This window comes from Devosia sp. Soil_C_22 (assembly GCF_057657195.1).
On the sequence record NZ_JBDGIY010000001.1, the window covers coordinates 3,187,241 to 3,203,391 of the forward strand.

A 16,151-nucleotide genomic window follows, 5' to 3' on the forward strand; every position below is an offset into this window, starting at 1 on the left:
GGGAGGGGTGCGGGGCGCCCGGATTCCGGGCCTTTTCACCGCAGCCGAAAGCAGGTCTCATGCCCAATTCCGCCCAAGCCAAAGAGATGGCCAACGCCATCCGCTCCCTCTCGATGGATGCGGTCGAGAAAGCCAACTCGGGCCATCCGGGCCTGCCCATGGGCGTGGCGGACATTGCGACGGTACTGTTCACCAAGGTGATGAAGTTCGATCCGGCCGATCCGCATTGGCCCGACCGCGACCGCTTCATCCTCTCGGCCGGCCACGGCTCGATGCTGCTGTACTCGGCGCTCTACCTCCTCGGCTACGAGGATATGTCGATCGACGACATCAAGAATTTCCGCCAGCTCGGTAGTAAGACCGCCGGCCACCCCGAATACGGCCATGCCGAGGGCATCGAGACCACTACCGGCCCGCTCGGCCAGGGCCTCGCCAATTCGGTCGGCTTCGCGGTCGCCGAAGCCAAGCTCGCCGCCGAGTTCGGATCCGACCTCGTCGACCACCGCACCTGGGTGATCGCCGGTGACGGCTGCCTCATGGAAGGCATCTCGCAGGAGGCCATCTCGCTGGCCGGCCACCTCAAGCTCAACAAGCTGACGGTGATCTGGGACAATAACAACATCACCATCGACGGCCGCGTCTCGAACGCCGACTCGACCGACCAGATCGCCCGCTTCAAGGCCGTGGGCTGGAACACCATCGAGATCGACGGGCTGGACCAGGATGCGGTCGAGAAGGCGCTGATCGCCTCGAAGTCGTCGGACCGCCCGACCCTGATCGCGGCCAAGACCATCATCGGCTACGGCGCGCCTAAGAAGGCGGACTCGCACGCCGTGCACGGCTCGCCGCTCGGCGCCGAGGAACTCGCTGCCGCCAAGGCCCAGCTCGGCATTACCTACCCGGCTTTCGAGATCCCGGCCGAGACGCTCAACGCCTGGCGCGCCGCCGGCACCCGCTCAGCCAACCTGCGGGGGGCCTGGGAAGGCCGTCTTGCCGGGGCCGAGCCGGCCAAGCGCGCCGAGTTCGAGCGCCGCATTTCCGGCAAGCTGCCGGCCAACTGGAACGAGACGATCGAGGCCTTCAAGGCCAAGCTCGTTTCCGACAAGCCCAAGGTCGCGACCCGCAAGTCGAGCCAGATGGCGCTCGAGGTGATCAACAAGTTGCTGCCCGAGACCATCGGCGGCTCCGCCGACCTCACCGGCTCGAACCTCACCAACACGCCCGAGACCACGCCCTTCACCGCCGAGGATCGCCTCGGCCGCTACATGCGCTACGGCATCCGCGAGCACGAGATGGCGGCGGCGATGAACGGCATCGCGCTGCATAAGGGCCTGATCCCCTATGGCGGCACGTTCCTCGTGTTCACCGACTATGCCCGCCCGGCCATCCGGCTGTCCGCCATCATGGGCCAGAAGGTCATCTACGTGATGACCCACGACTCGATCGGGCTGGGCGAAGACGGCCCGACCCACCAGCCGATCGAGCACATCTCGACCCTCCGCGCCATCCCTGGTCTGCTGGTCTTCCGGCCGGCCGATGCGGTCGAAACGCTCGAATGCTGGCAGCTCGCCATCGAGGCCGACAAGCCCTCGATTCTCGCGCTTTCGCGCCAGAACCTGCCGGCGCTCCGCACCGAGGCCGTGTCGGGCAATCCGTCGGCCAAGGGCGCCTATGTCATCGCGGGCGAAAAGTCGGCCGACGTGGTGATCTTCGCGACCGGCTCGGAAGTGGCGATCGCGGTCGCCGCGCTAGAGGCGCTGAAGGCCGAAGGCATTGCCGCCAAGGTCGTGTCGGTGCCGTCGATGGAGCTGTTCGCCGCGCAACCGCCGAGCTACCGCGACGAGGTTATCGGCAACCCGCGCGCCAAGGTGGCGATCGAGGCCGGCATCGAGATGAGCTGGCTGAAGCTGCTCGGTGACAAGGGCAAGTTCATCGGCATGCACTCGTTCGGTGCTTCCGGCCCGGCCGAGAAGCTCTACGAGCATTTCGGCATCACTTCGAAGGCGGTAGTTGATGCCGTCAAGGCGCAGTTGTAAGTAACCGCGCCTCCGCCCTTCTCCCAGAATTTCCTAAGGAGCCATCATGGCTGTTCGCGTCGCAATCAATGGCTTCGGCCGCATCGGCCGCAACATTCTGCGCGCCATCGTCGAAAGCGGCCGCACCGATATCGAGGTCGTTGCCGCCAACGATCTCGGCCCGGTCGAAACCAATGCCCACCTGCTGCGCTATGACAGCGTGCATGGCCGCTTCCCGCACGAAGTGACCGTTAACGGCGACACCATCACCGCCGGCAACCAGACCTTCAAGATGACCGCGGTGAAGGACCCGGCCCAGCTGCCGCACAAGGAGCTCGGCGTCGACATCGTGCTCGAGTGCACGGGTATCTTCACCAGCAAGGAAAAGGCCTCGGCCCACCTGACCGCCGGCGCCAAGAAGGTGATCATCTCGGCTCCCGGCGAAGGCGCCGACAAGACCATCGTCTACGGCATCAACCACGCCCTGCTCGGCAAGGACGACGTGGTGATCTCGAACGGCTCGTGCACCACCAACTGCCTCGCTCCGATGGCCAAGGTGATGAACGACCTGGTCGGCATCGAGAAGGGGATGATGACCACCATCCACTCCTATACCGGTGACCAGCCCACGCTCGACACCATGCACAAGGACCTCTACCGCGCCCGCGCCGCGGCCTTGAGCCAGATCCCGACCTCGACCGGCGCCGCCAAGGCAATCGGCCTCGTGCTCCCGGAGCTCAAGGGCAAGCTCGACGGCATCTCGATCCGCGTGCCGACCCCGAACGTGTCGCTGGTGGACCTGAAGTTCGTCGCCAAGCGTTCGACCACCGTGCAGGAAGTCAACGACGCGCTGATCGCTGCTTCGAACGGCGCGCTCAAGGGCGTGATGACCTACACCCTGCACCCGCTGGTGTCGTCGGACCTCAACCACGATCCGCACTCGTCGACCATCCTGATCGACCAGACCAAGGTGATCGACGGCAACTTCGTCAACATCATGGGCTGGTACGACAACGAGTGGGGTTTCTCGAACCGCATGGCCGACGTCACGGCCGTGTTCGCCAAGACCCTCTGATCGGCGGCCATGACCGATCGCGTACTGCGCTGGCGGTCGCTCGAGCATAACGGGCTCGAGCACTGCCAAGTGCGTGAGATGCCGGATTCCATTCGCGTTTCATCCACCCTGATCGGGGCAATGAATGGCCTCGAGTTCGGCCTGTCCTACGCCATGGAACTGGAGCGGAACTATACGTTCCGTTCGCTCAGCCTCGAGCGCATTGACGGCGCCTTCCTGCAGCTCATTTCCGATGGCAAGGGAAACTGGGGGGACGGAGCCGGTACGCCTCTCGGCCAGTTGCAGGGCTGCATCGACATCGACATCTCCGGCACGCCCTTCACCAATACCTTGCCGATCCGCCGCTCCGGGCTGCAGCCGAACGTGCCGCGCTCATTCTACATGGCGTGGGTCCCGCTCGACACCCTGCTGCCCATCCGTGACGGCCAGATCTACACGCGGCTCGATGCCGGTCATGTCCGCTATCGCGCCGCAGACGGAAGCTTCGAACAGGTACTGACCATCGACGAAGACGGCTTCGTCATCGACTACCCCACCCTGTTCCAGCGGCTCTGACCCTCGCGGGACTGTCATCTGGCGTTAACGTTTTGTTCGCCGAACTGTTATCCGTTCGACCTATGATGATCATGGTCTGATCACGGATTCGGAGCCGTCCGGCCTTGCGTGATATCGAAAAGCTCCTGTTTGTCGGCAACCTCGCCGCCAGCCTCGTTCTCGGTTTCCGGCACGACCCTGCGTGGTTCGTCCTGGCGCTGGCGGCGTTCGGTCTCTACGTGGTGCTTGCCGATCGCGCCCTGCGCCGCCGCATCGGCCCGCGCCACTGGCCTAGCGAGGGCTTCGCCCGCTTCAGCTTCAACACCAATCTCTATTTTGCAGTTCGCAACCTGCTGCTCGGCGCCCTGATGTTCGCGGTCGCCGGAACTTTTGCGGGGATCGTGGGGACCTGAACGGCTGTTGCCCGGCCAGCAATCCTTGCTATAGCAGCGGCACCTCCCCCTATAGCGGACGCGTGAGATGGCTGCCTTCAAGACCCTCGACGACTTCGATCTCTCCGGCAAGCGCGTGCTGGTGCGCGCCGATCTCAACGTTCCCGTCGCCGACGGCAAGGTGACCGACGCAACCCGGATCGAGCGCCTGGTGCCGACGCTGCGCGAGATCATCAAGGTCGACGGCAAGGCCATCATCCTCTCCCATTTCGGCCGCCCCAAGGGGAAGGTCGATCCGGAGTTCTCGCTCGAGCAGGTCGTCCCCGCCGTGGCCGGAGAAACCGACCGCCCCGTCGGCTTCATTGCCACCGACTGGGTCGACGTAAGCAAGGCCAGGCAGGCGATCGACGAGGCGCCGGCCGGCTCGATCCTCGTCCTCGAGAACACCCGCTTCCACCCGGGCGAGGAGGAGAACGACGCCGAACTCGCCAAGCGCATGGCCGAGCTCGGCGATATCTATGTCAACGACGCCTTCTCGGCCGCCCACCGCGCCCACGCCTCGACCGAGGGCGTGGCCCACCTGCTCCCCTCGGCCGCCGGCCGCGCCATGGAGCAGGAACTGACCGCGCTCGAGCAGGGCCTCGGCGCCCCCCAGCGGCCGGTGATCGCCATCGTCGGCGGCGCCAAGGTGTCGACCAAGCTCGACCTGCTCGAAAACCTCATCACCAAGGTCGACGCGCTGGTCATCGGCGGCGCTATGGCCAACACCTTCCTGCACGCCGGTGGACTGGGCGTTGGCAAGTCGCTGGCGGAAAAGGACCTCGCCGAAACTGCCAACCGCATCCGCGACAAGGCCGAGGCCGCGCGCTGCGCCATCATCCTGCCCATCGACGCCTGCGTCGCCTGGCATTTCGAGGCCAACGCCCCACACCGCTATTACGGCGTCGACGCCATGGATCCCGAGGGCATGATCCTCGATGTCGGCCCCGGCTCGATCGAGCGCATCAAGGGCGCCATCGATGAAGCCGCGACAGTGGTCTGGAACGGCCCGCTCGGCGCCTTCGAGATGAAGCCTTTCGATCACGGCACGGTCGAGGTCGCCAAATACGTGGCCGCCCGCACCAAGGCCGGCAAGGTCGTCTCAGTAGCCGGCGGCGGCGACACAGTTGCAGCGCTCGCCCATGCGGAAGTGAAGAACCAGTTCACCTATGTCTCGACCGCAGGCGGCGCCTTCCTCGAATGGATGGAAGGCAAGGCCCTGCCTGGCGTCGAGGCGCTGAAGGGCTGATCTTGAGGCTCGGGCCTCCATGATATATATCACTGAGATATGACATGGAGCGCGAGCCGATGAACAAGCACGATCCCGCCCCGAAACGGGCCAAGGTCTTCTGGTCGGGCCGCTCGCAGGCGGTCCGGCTGCCCAAGGAGTTTCGCTTCGACAGCGACGAGGTGACGATCCGGCGCGAGGGCAACAGCATCGTACTTGAGCAGGTGGCGACCGAGGAAGACGAGTTTGCCTGGATGGATCGAGTAGTCGGCCACTTCAGCGAGGACGGACTCGGCGCGATCGAGGAAGATCGCCTGACCGACCAGGAGCGCCCTGAACTCGACAAGCTGTTCAAGTGAGTCACCTGCTCGACACCAACGCGATGATTGCGTTCCTGCGCGGTGATCGCCAGGTGGTGAGACAGGCCCGCAACGTGGGGTCGGGACTGGTCTCCCTGTCAGCCATCGTGCTGCATGAGCTCTATTTCGGTGCCTACAAAGGCAGCCAAACCAACTCGGACCTCGCGGTGATCGCCGATATCCGTTTCGGCGTGCTTGAGTTCGATGCGGGCGACGCCCAGCGCGCCGGCGAAATCCGTGCCATCCTCAAAGCTGGCGGTACACCAATCGGCCCCTACGACACCCTCATCGCCGGCCAGGCGCTGGCGCGCGACCTTACCCTCGTTACCCGCAACACCCGCGAGTTCGAGCGTATCGACGGTCTCCGCATCGAGAATTGGGAAGCGTGATTTCCATCCCCTCTTTCGTCTGACGCCTAAGGTTCAATCGACCGTGGGAACTGCCTCGGGCATGTTCCGTTCATTGCAAAACGGAGACCCTCCTCCCCATGGCCTCGCTCAATGCAATCGCCAAAAAACTCGTGACGCGTGGGCAGGGCATCCTTGCCGCCGATGAGTCCGAAGGGACCATCGCCAAGCGCTTCGCCCTGATCGGGCTGCCGGTCACGCTCGAGACCCGGCGCGACTATCGCGAGATGCTGTTCCGCTCGACCGACGCGATGCGCGACTACATCTCGGGCGTCATCCTCACCGAGGAGACACTGGAGCAGAAGGCCAAGGACGGCACGCCGTTCCGTGACCTGTTTGATGCGACCGACGTCGTTCCGGGCATCAAGGTCGATCGCGGCGCCCTGCCCATGCCCGGCAGCAAGGACGAAAAGATCACCGAGGGCCTCGATGGCCTGCGCCAGCGCCTCGCGCATTACGCCAAGCTGGGCGCCGGCTTTGCCAAGTGGCGCGGCGTCATCGCCATCACCAGCTATGCCCCTTCCCGCAATGGTATCCGCGCCAATGCCCATGCGCTTGCCCGCTATGCCATGTATTGCCAGGAAGCCGGCATCGTGCCCGTGGTCGAGCCCGAAGTGCTGGCCGACGGCGAGCCGGGCGATCACTCGATCCAGCGTTGCGAGGAAGTGACCAGCGAGACGCTGGAAGCCGTGTTCAGCGAACTCCGCCTCGCCGGCGTCGACCTTTCCGGCATGCTGCTCAAGCCGAACATGGTCACCCCCGGCCTGCGCTCGCGCGAGCGCGCCAGCGTCGAGGAAGTGGCCCAGCGCACCGTCGAGACGCTGCGCCACTACGTGCCGGCCGCCGTTCCCGGCATCGCATTCCTTTCGGGCGGCCAGTCCGACGAGGAGGCGACAGCACACCTCAATGCCATGAACCAGATGCCCAACCTGCCCTGGGCACTGACCTTCTCCTATGGCCGCGCGCTCCAGACTTCTGCCCTTGTCACCTGGAATGGTGACGAGGCGAACGTGCCCGCGGCGCAGGCCGCATTCGCGCATCGCGCCAAGATGAACGCCCTGGCAGCCCTCGGCCAGTACAAGCCCGAGCTCGATCTCGCGGCCTGATTGTCTCCCTCAAGACCTCCCAATAACTGGGCGCCCACGGGCGCCCTCTTTGTTTTCCGGTAACCGGACTGCCTGCATGCTGCCAGAATCCGGCTCCACATCGGCCGGCCTGTCGCTATAACACCGCCATGTCCGCCGAAATCTATCTCATCCTCCCCACCGACCTCCCCGCCGATCGGCTGAAGCCCGCCCTCGAGGCCGCGCTCGCCGCCCAGGAGGTCGCCGCTTTGCTGCTGCCCCGGGGCAACCTCAGCGAGAATGCCTACAAGGCGCTCGCCAAGACCATCGTGCCGTTGGCCCAGGGCAAGGGCACGGCGGTACTGGTCGAAGGCGAGCCGGGCATTGTCCGGATGCTCGGCGCCGATGGCCTGCACGTGTCCGGCGGCATCATGGCGGTGAAGGAGGCGGTCTCGGCGCTGAAACCCGACCTGATCGTTGGCGTAGGCGATATCCGTTCGCGTGACGACGCCATGGACAAGGGCGAACTGGGCATCGACTACATCCTATTTGGGCCGCTTTCCGGAACCATAAGCGAGCCCGAGCGCGAAATGGCGCGCTGGTGGGCCGAGACCATGGAAGTGCCGAGCGTCCTTTCCGATCCGCATGCGACTGCCGCCACCTATGATGCCGAGGGCTGCGAGTTCATCGGCCTGCCGCTTGCGGCAGCGGAGGCGGCCCAATGATGCTCCGCCTCGCCGGCTTGCTGCTTATCGCCGCCGTCCTGACGCAGCCAGCCGCGGCGCAGCAGGGGCGCACCGATATCGAGGACCTGCGCCCCGAGGGCATGCGTTATCCCGACAACATGTCGTTCGAGGAACTGCCGATCGGTCCCGTGCCGACCGAGTTGCAGGGTATCGAGCCGGAGAACGCGCAGTCGATCAGCGAGCAGATTTTCGGCGATAAGGTCGATGTCGCCTATGGCGCCTTCCAGCGCGGCTACTACCTTACGGCGCTCGAGCTCGCCCTGCCCCGCGCGCGCGACGGCGACGCCAAGGCGCAGACGCTGATCGCCCAGATCTACGCCAACGGCCTGGGTGTGCCCGAGAACGCCGCTTCGGCTGCCAGCTGGTATCAGCTCGCCAGCAAGAATGGCGATGCACTCGCGACGTTCGAGCTGGCCATGCTCTACGAACAGGGCACCGGCGTCGCCAAGGATCGCAAGCGCGCGGCCGAGCTGTTCCGGACCGCCGCCGACGCCGGCAACATCATGGCCAAGTACAATCTCGGCCTGCTGCATGTCGAAGGCCTTTACGCCGAACCGAGCCTGACCCAGGCGGCGCAGCTGATCGGCGAGGCCGCGGAGGCAGGGGTGCCGGAAGCGCGCTACGACTACGCCGGCATGCTCATCGAAGGCGCTGGCGTTGCCCCCAACCCTGCCGCCGCCGCCGAGCAGTTCCGTCTCGCCGCCGAGGATGGCATGGTCGCCGCCCAGATCGAATACGCGACGATGCTCTATCTCGGCCGGGGCGTCACCGCCGACAAGACTAGCGCGGCGCAGTGGTACCAACGGGCCGCCGAGGCCGGCAACGCCGTGGCGCAGAATCGTTACGCCAAGTTGCTTGCCGTCGGCGAAGGCATGGCCAAGGCCGATCCCGAGAGTGCCGCCATGTACCGTGCCCTCGCCCGCCGCCAGGGGCTCAAGGACGAGCAACTCGACAAGCTCCTCGCCAGTGCGCCTGCCGAGATGATTGCCAAGGCCGAGGAGCGCGCGCGCTTCTGGCCATCCGCGCCACCGACCCAGGTCGCCGAGACCGCCGCGCCCCAGACGCCGGCGCCTACGCCTAGCGCCAACTAGCAGCGCTTGCGCTTGGCCTCAATCTCGGGCAGATAGCGGCCCTTCCCTTTCGCCCCGTCCCTTTCGCGCGGAGTTTGTCCCATGCGCTCGGCGCTTTTGAACATCATGGTCCAGGCCGCAATGAAGGCCGGCCGATCGCTCGCCAAGGATTTCGGCGAGGTCGAGAACCTGCAGGTCTCGCTGAAAGGCCCGGCCGACTTCGTCTCCAATGCCGACCGCCGCGCCGAGCAGATCGTGTTCGAGGAGTTGCAGAAGGCCCGCCCGACCTACGGCTTCCTCGGCGAGGAGGGTACCGAGGTGCAGGGCACGGACGGCCAACATCGCTGGATCGTCGACCCCCTCGATGGCACCACCAACTTCCTCCACGGCATCCCGATGTTCGCGGTCGCCATCGCGCTCGAACGCGGTAGCGAGATCGTCGCGTCTGCGATCTTCAATCCGGTGATGGATGAGCTCTATACCGCCGAAAAGGGCGGCGGCGCCTGGCTCAACGACCGCAAGCGCCTGCGTGTCGCCAATCGCAAGCACCTCGCCGACGCTGTGGTCGTCACCGGCATCAACTCGCAGGGCCGCTCGCTCGATGTGCTGCAGCTGAAGCAGCTGGCGCAGGTGACGCCAGCCGTCGCAGGCATCCGCCGCACCGGCTCGGCCTCGACTGATCTCGCCTGGCTCGCCGCCGGACGGTTCGACGGCTACTGGGAAGCCGGGCTCAAGCCGTGGGACGTGGCGCCCGGCATGCTGCTGGTCCGCGAAGCCGGCGGCACCACCACCGACTACGCCGGTACTACCGGCTCGGTGTGGAACGGCCAGGTGATCTCGGGCAACGAGACCATCCAGGGCCAGCTGCTGAAGATCGTGAAGGCGGTCAACTGATAAGTTGACTTGATAAATCATGAATTGTAGCTCCTCGAAAGTCTCGAGGAGTTGCCCATGCATCTGGTCGCCAAGCCCTTCGTCCTGATCCTCGCCATGGCGTACACGCTGCTTGCTGCAGCGCCCGCATTCGCGCAGTCCTTCCCGCTGACCGTCGAGCACGCACAGGGCACCACGACCATTCCCGCGCCGCCACAACGCGTCGTGGCCATGATCGATCGCGATGCTGATACGCTCTTGGCCCTCGGTGTCGTCCCGGTCGGCATTCACTCGCTCTACGGCTTCGAAACGGGCGTCGGCCCGTGGTCCGAACAGCTGCTCGGCGACGCCACGCCGGTGGTGTGGGGCGGCCGCGAGTACAACTACGAGGCCATCGCCGCACTTGAGCCGGACCTGATCGTTTTTGCCAACTCAGGCGGCGATGCCGACATCTATGCCCGGCTCAGCGCCATTGCGCCGACCATAGGTCTGCCCAGGGACGCCATCGCCTGGGAGGCTACGGTGCAGCAGACCACCCAGCTGATCGCCGACGCCCTGGGTCGGCACGATGACGGCGTTGCGCTGCTGCAGCAGCTCGACAGCTACCTCGCCACCCAGAAGGCCGCCCATCCCCAGTTTGCCGGCAGGACGGCGAATTATCTCGACATCTATCCAGGTGGCATCAGCACCTATTCCTCGCGGCACATCGTCAACACCATGCTGTACGGCGTCGGCTTCTCCCCTATTCCGGGTGCCGAGATGCCGGCTGATACCTCAAGCCTCAGCGTCTCGGCCGAACTGCTCCCCGAATATGATGCCGACATCACGGTGATTTATCCCTTCGGGCGCAGCCTCGCCGAACTCGAAGCTGAGAACCCGACGCTTTCGACCCTGCCCTCGATCGCTGCTGGCCGAGCCTTCATTCTCGACAACCTCGCCTTCTCGACGGCGTCCGTGGTGTCGATCCCCTATGCGCTCGACCAGCTGATCCCGCAATTCTCGGCTGCGCTCGCAAGATAGCGCCGCCCTGTCGCCGCATTGCCGGGATTTCATGGGGTTAACCGTCACCCCAGGGTCGGACCCGTTGCACGGGTTTGCCGAAGCACATTATTGTCCCGCATAATGAACCCGACCACAGGCAGCGATATGTCGCAGAGCTACGACCCGTACCGTCTTGCGAGCCCTGCGGTCTATCTGGTCAAGATCGTGGTATTTCTGGTGCTGATTGCCCTGGTTGCCGCGATCCTCGCCACCCAGCTCATCGTCTTCTTCTGGGCCAATCCATTCATCAACTCGCTGATCCTGCTGACCCTCGCGGTCGGCATCATCCTGTCGATCCGGCAGGTGCTGCGGCTATTTCCCGAGATCAACTGGGTGAACTCGCTGCAGGAAGGCCGCATTCCCTCGACCCAGCCGCGGCTCCTTGCTCCCGTGGCCAATCTCTTGCGCGACCGGCTCGGAGAGGCGGTGATCACGCCGTCCTCGATGCGCTCGATCCTCGATTCCGTCGGCAACCGCCTCGATGAAGCCAAGGACACCTCGCGCTACCTCACTGGCCTGCTGGTCTTTCTTGGCCTGCTTGGCACCTTCTACGGCCTGCTCGAAACCGTGACCCATGTCGCCTCGACCATCCAGGCGCTCGACGCAACCGCGGGCGATACGGCCACGCTGTTCACCAACCTCAAGGAAGGCCTCGCGGCCCCGCTTGGCGGTATGGGTACGGCCTTCTCGGCGTCGCTGCTCGGCCTCTCCGGCTCGCTGATCCTCGGCTTCCTCGATCTGCAGGCGAGCCAGGCGCAGAACGCCTTCTACACCGACCTCGAGGACTGGATGACCTCGATGACCGAGCTCGACCATCCGATCACCCAGATGCAGGCCACCGGCCTCGGCCTCTCCGGCGACGAAATGAGCGCCATGCTGGCGCAGTTCGGCTCGACGCTGCAGAACTCCAACTCCTCGCAGAACGCCATCCGCGCCATGGCCGAGCTGGCCCGCGGCATCGACGGGCTGGTCAAGCATATCCGAGCCGAGCAGGAGGACCTGCGCGGGCACATCATCCAGCAGGGCGAGACCAACCGGAAGCTGCAGCAGCTGATGGAAGCGATGCTGCGGGAAGCCGATTCCGATCGCCGGCCGAACTAGCCGGAGGCGCTGACCATGGCCCTCGCCCGCTCCCGCCGCTCGCAAGCCGCCAATGTCTGGCCCGGCTTCGTCGACGCACTGTCGAGCCTGCTGCTTGTGATCATTTTCCTGCTCTCGCTGTTCATGCTGAGCCAGTTCTTCCTCGGCCAGGAAATCTCCGGCAAAGACGACGCGATGAGCCGGTTGAACGCCCAGATCGCCGAGCTGACCGATCTGCTGCAGCTCGAGCGCGGCAATTCCTCGGACCTCGAATCGACCATCGCGACACTTTCGGCGACGCTCACCACGGCCACCAACGAGCGCGACCGCGCCATGGCCCAACTAGCCGGCATCGATGCCGGCGACGACGGCAAGGACGGCCAGATCGCCGCCCTGCAGGGCGACCTCGATGCCCAGGTCGAGATTTCCAACGAGGCGGCAGCACAGGTGGCGCTGCTGAACCAGCAGCTCGCCGCGCTGCGAACCCAGATCGGCGCGCTTGAGGAGGCTCTGCAGGCCTCCGAAACCAAGGATGTCGAGAACCGCGGCCAGATCGCCGACCTTGGCCGGCGCCTCAACCTGGCGCTGGCCCAGCGCGTGCAGGACTTGAGCCGCTATCGCTCCGACTTCTTCGGCAAGCTGCGCGAGATCCTCGAGGGCCGCACCGATGTGCGCATCGTCGGCGACCGCTTCGTGTTCCAGTCGGAAGTCCTGTTCCCACCGGGCGAGGCCATCATCTCGCCCGAAGGACAGGCTGCGGTGGCGCAGCTCGCGACGGCTATCAGGGAGCTGCAGGCGCAGATCCCGAACGACGTGAACTGGGTGCTGCGCATCGACGGCCACACCGACAAGCGTCCGATCAACACCCCGGAATTCCCCTCCAACTGGGAGCTCTCGGCTGCCCGCGCCATCGCGGTGACCAAGTATTTCGTCGAGCAGGGCATCCCCGCCCAGCACCTCGTCGCCGCCGGCTTCGGCGACAGCCGCCCCATCGATGCCGGCGAAACGGAAGAGGCTTTTGCGAGAAACCGGCGTATCGAGTTCAAGCTGACGGATGGGTGAACGAGAAAGTAGAAGTTAGAAATTAGAAGGTAGCTAGGTCCGGGCTACCGTCTTTCGGATCAGGGCGCTGAGCATTCGTCCGATCTCGTCGCATTGCGCTAGGAGCGGGTCCCGCTGCTGATCGCTCAGCAAGCCGACACGTGACGCGATGATCAGGTGGGTCTCCAACTCCTTGAGCAAGCCTTGTGCAATCTTCAGAAATTGCTGGAAGTGCCCCGGGCCGTCGCGGCCATAGCCCTCGGCGATATTTGCCGCAATAGATGCCGCGGAACGTCGGATTTGCGACGTCATCCCGTAGACTTCGCTGGGCGGAAAAGGCTTCGTCGCTGCGTAGCAGGCCACAGCGAGCTCAACGGCTGCCGACCATACAAGTAGGTCACGATACGACCTGAGTACCGTCCGTTCTGACACGCCGAGCCCCCGCTTCGCGCCGTTCTACCTTCTACCTTCTACCTTCTACCTTCTACCTTCTACTTTCCACTTCCTACTCCGCCGCCGGCCGCAGCTCCGTCCGGAACTGCAACTTGGCCAGCTCGGCGTACTTGCCGCCCTTCTTGACCAGCTCGTCATGCGTGCCGCTGTCGATGAGCCGGCCCTTCTCCAGCACCAGGATGCGGTTGGCGTCGCGGATGGTGGCGAGACGGTGCGCGATGACCAGCGTGGTGCGGCCCCGCATCAGCCGTTCGAGCGCCATCTGCACCAGCCGCTCGCTTTCGGCGTCGAGGGCGGAGGTCGCCTCGTCGAGCAGCAGGATCGGGGCATCCTTGAGCAGGGCGCGGGCGATGGCGAGGCGTTGCTTCTGCCCACCCGACAGCATCACGCCGCGCTCGCCCACGATCGAATCGTAACCGTTGGTCAGCTCGACCACATAGTCGTGCACCAGCGCGGCGCGCGCAGCGGCTTCGACCTCGGCAAAGCTCGCCTCGGGCCGGCCGAAGCGGATATTGTCGGCGATGGTGCCGGCAAAGATCGTCGGCTCCTGCTCGACATAGGCGAAGCGCCGGCGCAGCAGTTGCGGATCGACGTCGCGTACGTCGACGTCATCGACCAACACCCTGCCCGAGGTCACGTCGTAGAAGCGCTGCGTCAGCGCAAAGATCGTTGACTTGCCGGCGCCGGAGGCACCCACCAGCGCCACCGTTTCGCCCTTGGCGATGGCGAAATCCATGTCGTGGATCACCACGTCGCCGTCGCGCGTGCCGTAGCTGAAGCCGACGCCATCGAACCGTATCGTGCCGAGTGGTGGCTCCGGCAACGCTTTGGGATTGGCCGGCGCCTTGATGGCCGGTTCGGTATCGAGGATTTCGACCAGCCGCTCGGTCGAGCCGGCGACCGTCTGCAGCAGGCCGGCGATATCGGCGAGGCTGGTCAGCGCGTTGGAGGCCATCAGCGCGTAGATCAGGAATTGCGTGAGCTCGCCGACGGTGACCATGCCCTGGAACACGGCGCTGGCGCCCCACCAGACGAGGACGACCAATGCCGTGGTCGACAGGAACAGGATGCCGCCCAGCAGCACCGCGCGCGCGCCCAGTCGGTTCACCTCGGCATTAAAGGACTGCTCCGCCCGCTCGCCATAGAGGCGCGACTGCTCCGGCTCCTGCACGAAGCTCTTGATCGTCTTGGAGGCTCCCAGCGCCTCGGTGGCCATGGCTGACATGTCGGCCAGCGTGTCCTGCGCCCGCCGCGACATGCGGCGCAGCCGACGCGCATAAAGCACGACCGGAATGATGATCAGCGGCCCGACCACCAGCACCGTGAGGGCCAGATACGGGCTGGTGAGGAACATCAGCGTGACCGCGCCGATCAGCGTCAGCGCGCCGCGCAGCATGATGGAGAGGCTGGTGCCGATGGCGCCGCGGATGGTCGCCACGTCGCCGTTGAGCCGCGCCGTGAGCTCGCCCACCCGGTGCAGGTCGAAAAAGCGCGAGTCGAGCGTCAGCATGTGCTCGAACACCCGCCGGCGCAGATCGGTGAGGATGCGCTCGCCCAACAGCGAGATGAAATAGAAGCGCCCGGCGCTCGCCAGCGCCATGACCAGCGCCACTGCGATGGCGGCAAGCCCGTACTGGCCGACCTTTTCGAGATTCTGCTCGACAAACCCCTTGTCGATGATCTGGCCGGCGAGTGACGGGATGATCAGCGACGAGATCGTCGACAGCAGCAGGAAGCCGCAGGTGAGGCCTAGCCGCCATGGATAGCGGAACACGAACGGGATGAGCCGCCGGATCGGGCGGAGCCCCATTTTGCCCGGTTCGCGCCTAGCCATATGTCGACCTGCTCGTCAAAGTGGCCCCGGTATAGGCAGCCGAAGCCCTGCCCGCAACGTGAAATGGCTCAATGCGACAAGCTGGGCTGTCACGCCCTTGCGCGTCGCCGGGTTTTTCTCTATGTACGCCGCCAATCCGAATTCAGTTTACCGGGCGCAGCGGCGCCCGTTTGATTTGAGGCAAGCGCCATGAAGGCCGACATCCATCCCGACTACCACATGATCAACGTGGTGATGACCGATGGCAGCACCTACCAGACCCGTTCGACCTACGGGAAGGAAGGCGACACGCTGCAGCTCGACATCGATATCAAGACCCATCCCGCCTGGACCGGTGTCCAGGGCAACCTGATGGACCGCGGCGGCCGCGTCACCCGCTTCAAGGACAAGTTCAAGGGCCTCGGCTTCTAAGCTCGAGCGCACCCGACACGTCACAAAAGCCCGGCTACTGCGCCGGGCTTTCTGTTATCCGCCCCGGCTCTGCTCGAAACTCTCGATCGCCGGATCGATCTCGGCCCACTCGACGCGCGAGCGGGTCCAGGCCTGCCGCACCGGCGTGACGATCGAAGGATCATCGAGGCTGCCGGCCTTGATGAATACCCGATCCGGGTGGAGCGGCGGCTGGGTGTAGAGCGGCGAACCGCAATCGGGGCAGAAATACCGCGTCACCGGGCGGCCACTATCGCCGGCCTTGGTGAACCCCTTGGGTGTGCCCTTCGTGATGCGAAAGCCATCTGCCGTGACACTAAGGCTGACACCGAACGCGCTGCCCGAGACGCGCCGGCAATCCTCGCAATGGCAGTAGCCGGCCGAACCAAGCTCCCCCGCATAGGCGTAGCGAACTCCGCCGCACAAGCATCCGCCGGTCAATTCAGTCATCTGAGCCTCCGCCTCGCTGCG

The 16,151-nt window shown here is 65.1% G+C and carries 18 protein-coding genes; 15 read left to right on the forward strand and 3 right to left on the reverse strand.

The features are described from left to right. Positions 1-59 precede the first annotated feature (59 nt). The 14 genes from tkt to AC3A6I_RS15480 all read left to right on the forward strand — a co-directional run bounded on the left by tkt (position 60) and on the right by AC3A6I_RS15480 (position 12,985). Positions 60-2,036: a transketolase gene (gene tkt / locus AC3A6I_RS15415; protein ID WP_487544623.1), complete on the forward strand. Its 1,977-nt coding sequence runs from the start codon at positions 60-62 to the stop codon at positions 2,034-2,036. 46 nt (positions 2,037-2,082) lie between these two features. Then, positions 2,083-3,090, forward strand: coding sequence for a type I glyceraldehyde-3-phosphate dehydrogenase (gap, locus tag AC3A6I_RS15420; protein ID WP_487544624.1), 1,008 nt, complete (start codon positions 2,083-2,085; stop codon positions 3,088-3,090). A gap of 9 nt (positions 3,091-3,099) precedes the next feature. Continuing rightward, positions 3,100-3,645 carry a putative glycolipid-binding domain-containing protein gene (locus AC3A6I_RS15425; protein ID WP_487544625.1) on the forward strand — a complete coding sequence of 182 codons (546 nt, stop codon included), beginning with the start codon at positions 3,100-3,102 and terminating at the stop codon, positions 3,643-3,645. Positions 3,646-3,749: 104 nt separating this feature from the next. Then, on the forward strand, positions 3,750-4,037 hold the full coding sequence (locus tag AC3A6I_RS15430) for a hypothetical protein (RefSeq protein ID WP_487544626.1): 288 nt from the start codon (positions 3,750-3,752) through the stop codon (positions 4,035-4,037). A 67-nt stretch (positions 4,038-4,104) separates the two neighbouring features. Next, the gene (locus tag AC3A6I_RS15435) at positions 4,105-5,304 is read left to right on the forward strand and encodes a phosphoglycerate kinase (RefSeq protein WP_487544627.1); all 1,200 of its coding nucleotides are present in this window, start codon (positions 4,105-4,107) and stop codon (positions 5,302-5,304) included. A 59-nt stretch (positions 5,305-5,363) separates the two neighbouring features. After that, positions 5,364-5,642 carry an antitoxin gene (locus tag AC3A6I_RS15440; RefSeq protein ID WP_487544628.1) on the forward strand — a complete coding sequence of 93 codons (279 nt, stop codon included), beginning with the start codon at positions 5,364-5,366 and terminating at the stop codon, positions 5,640-5,642. Continuing rightward, on the forward strand, positions 5,639-6,031 hold the full coding sequence (locus AC3A6I_RS15445; RefSeq protein ID WP_487544629.1) for a PIN domain-containing protein: 393 nt from the start codon (positions 5,639-5,641) through the stop codon (positions 6,029-6,031). The genes AC3A6I_RS15440 and AC3A6I_RS15445 overlap by 4 nt, the downstream gene beginning before the upstream one ends. A 98-nt stretch (positions 6,032-6,129) precedes the next feature. Further along, the gene (locus tag AC3A6I_RS15450; protein WP_487544631.1) at positions 6,130-7,155 is read left to right on the forward strand and encodes a class I fructose-bisphosphate aldolase; all 1,026 of its coding nucleotides are present in this window, start codon (positions 6,130-6,132) and stop codon (positions 7,153-7,155) included. A 128-nt stretch (positions 7,156-7,283) separates the two neighbouring features. Continuing rightward, a complete protein-coding gene (locus tag AC3A6I_RS15455) occupies positions 7,284-7,838 on the forward strand; it encodes a thiamine phosphate synthase (RefSeq protein WP_487544632.1) in 555 nt (184 codons plus the stop codon). After that, positions 7,835-8,950 (forward strand): tetratricopeptide repeat protein, encoded by a 1,116-nt coding sequence (locus AC3A6I_RS15460; RefSeq protein WP_487544633.1) that lies wholly within the window; start codon positions 7,835-7,837, stop codon positions 8,948-8,950. The genes AC3A6I_RS15455 and AC3A6I_RS15460 overlap by 4 nt, the downstream gene beginning before the upstream one ends. Before the next feature lie 81 nt (positions 8,951-9,031). After that, positions 9,032-9,823, forward strand: a complete 792-nt coding sequence (locus AC3A6I_RS15465; RefSeq protein ID WP_487544634.1) for an inositol monophosphatase family protein — start codon at positions 9,032-9,034, stop codon at positions 9,821-9,823. Between the two features lie 57 nt (positions 9,824-9,880). Continuing rightward, positions 9,881-10,822 (forward strand): ABC transporter substrate-binding protein, encoded by a 942-nt coding sequence (locus AC3A6I_RS15470; protein ID WP_487544635.1) that lies wholly within the window; start codon positions 9,881-9,883, stop codon positions 10,820-10,822. Between the two features lie 102 nt (positions 10,823-10,924). Next, on the forward strand, positions 10,925-11,944 hold the full coding sequence (locus AC3A6I_RS15475) for a flagellar motor protein MotA (protein ID WP_487544637.1): 1,020 nt from the start codon (positions 10,925-10,927) through the stop codon (positions 11,942-11,944). A gap of 15 nt (positions 11,945-11,959) precedes the next feature. Beyond that, the gene (locus AC3A6I_RS15480) at positions 11,960-12,985 is read left to right on the forward strand and encodes a peptidoglycan -binding protein (protein ID WP_487544638.1); all 1,026 of its coding nucleotides are present in this window, start codon (positions 11,960-11,962) and stop codon (positions 12,983-12,985) included. Between the two features lie 33 nt (positions 12,986-13,018). Here AC3A6I_RS15480 and AC3A6I_RS15485 read toward each other — a convergent pair whose 3' ends face one another. Both AC3A6I_RS15485 and AC3A6I_RS15490 read right to left on the reverse strand, forming a co-directional pair. Further along, positions 13,019-13,396, reverse strand: a complete 378-nt coding sequence (locus AC3A6I_RS15485) for a four helix bundle protein (protein ID WP_487544639.1) — start codon at positions 13,394-13,396, stop codon at positions 13,019-13,021. Positions 13,397-13,469: 73 nt separating this feature from the next. After that, positions 13,470-15,251, reverse strand: coding sequence for an ABC transporter transmembrane domain-containing protein (locus tag AC3A6I_RS15490; RefSeq protein WP_487544641.1), 1,782 nt, complete (start codon positions 15,249-15,251; stop codon positions 13,470-13,472). Between the two features lie 189 nt (positions 15,252-15,440). On the opposite strand from AC3A6I_RS15490, the gene rpmE reads away from it, so the two are divergent. Further along, positions 15,441-15,662 carry a 50S ribosomal protein L31 gene (gene rpmE, locus AC3A6I_RS15495; protein ID WP_487544642.1) on the forward strand — a complete coding sequence of 74 codons (222 nt, stop codon included), beginning with the start codon at positions 15,441-15,443 and terminating at the stop codon, positions 15,660-15,662. A 54-nt stretch (positions 15,663-15,716) separates the two neighbouring features. Here rpmE and AC3A6I_RS15500 read toward each other — a convergent pair whose 3' ends face one another. Then, a complete protein-coding gene (locus tag AC3A6I_RS15500) occupies positions 15,717-16,130 on the reverse strand; it encodes a GFA family protein (RefSeq protein ID WP_487544644.1) in 414 nt (137 codons plus the stop codon). Positions 16,131-16,151: the final 21 nt, after the last annotated feature.

What these genes read in the sequence shown, in the direction of transcription:
- gap (WP_487544624.1), top strand. Translation starts at nt 2,083, where the DNA reads ATGGCTGTTCGCGTCGCAATCAATGGCTTCGGCCGCATCGGCCGCAAC.
- AC3A6I_RS15490 (WP_487544641.1), bottom strand. Translation starts at nt 15,251, where the DNA reads ATGGCTAGGCGCGAACCGGGCAAAATGGGGCTCCGCCCGATCCGGCGG.
- AC3A6I_RS15435 (WP_487544627.1), top strand. Translation starts at nt 4,105, where the DNA reads ATGGCTGCCTTCAAGACCCTCGACGACTTCGATCTCTCCGGCAAGCGC.
- AC3A6I_RS15440 (WP_487544628.1), top strand. Translation starts at nt 5,364, where the DNA reads ATGAACAAGCACGATCCCGCCCCGAAACGGGCCAAGGTCTTCTGGTCG.
- AC3A6I_RS15455 (WP_487544632.1), top strand. Translation starts at nt 7,284, where the DNA reads ATGTCCGCCGAAATCTATCTCATCCTCCCCACCGACCTCCCCGCCGAT.
- AC3A6I_RS15470 (WP_487544635.1), top strand. Translation starts at nt 9,881, where the DNA reads ATGCATCTGGTCGCCAAGCCCTTCGTCCTGATCCTCGCCATGGCGTAC.
- tkt (WP_487544623.1), top strand. Translation starts at nt 60, where the DNA reads ATGCCCAATTCCGCCCAAGCCAAAGAGATGGCCAACGCCATCCGCTCC.
- AC3A6I_RS15465 (WP_487544634.1), top strand. Translation starts at nt 9,032, where the DNA reads ATGCGCTCGGCGCTTTTGAACATCATGGTCCAGGCCGCAATGAAGGCC.
- AC3A6I_RS15450 (WP_487544631.1), top strand. Translation starts at nt 6,130, where the DNA reads ATGGCCTCGCTCAATGCAATCGCCAAAAAACTCGTGACGCGTGGGCAG.
- AC3A6I_RS15480 (WP_487544638.1), top strand. Translation starts at nt 11,960, where the DNA reads ATGGCCCTCGCCCGCTCCCGCCGCTCGCAAGCCGCCAATGTCTGGCCC.
- AC3A6I_RS15500 (WP_487544644.1), bottom strand. Translation starts at nt 16,130, where the DNA reads ATGACTGAATTGACCGGCGGATGCTTGTGCGGCGGAGTTCGCTACGCC.
- AC3A6I_RS15425 (WP_487544625.1), top strand. Translation starts at nt 3,100, where the DNA reads ATGACCGATCGCGTACTGCGCTGGCGGTCGCTCGAGCATAACGGGCTC.
- AC3A6I_RS15460 (WP_487544633.1), top strand. Translation starts at nt 7,835, where the DNA reads ATGATGCTCCGCCTCGCCGGCTTGCTGCTTATCGCCGCCGTCCTGACG.
- AC3A6I_RS15475 (WP_487544637.1), top strand. Translation starts at nt 10,925, where the DNA reads ATGAACCCGACCACAGGCAGCGATATGTCGCAGAGCTACGACCCGTAC.
- rpmE (WP_487544642.1), top strand. Translation starts at nt 15,441, where the DNA reads ATGAAGGCCGACATCCATCCCGACTACCACATGATCAACGTGGTGATG.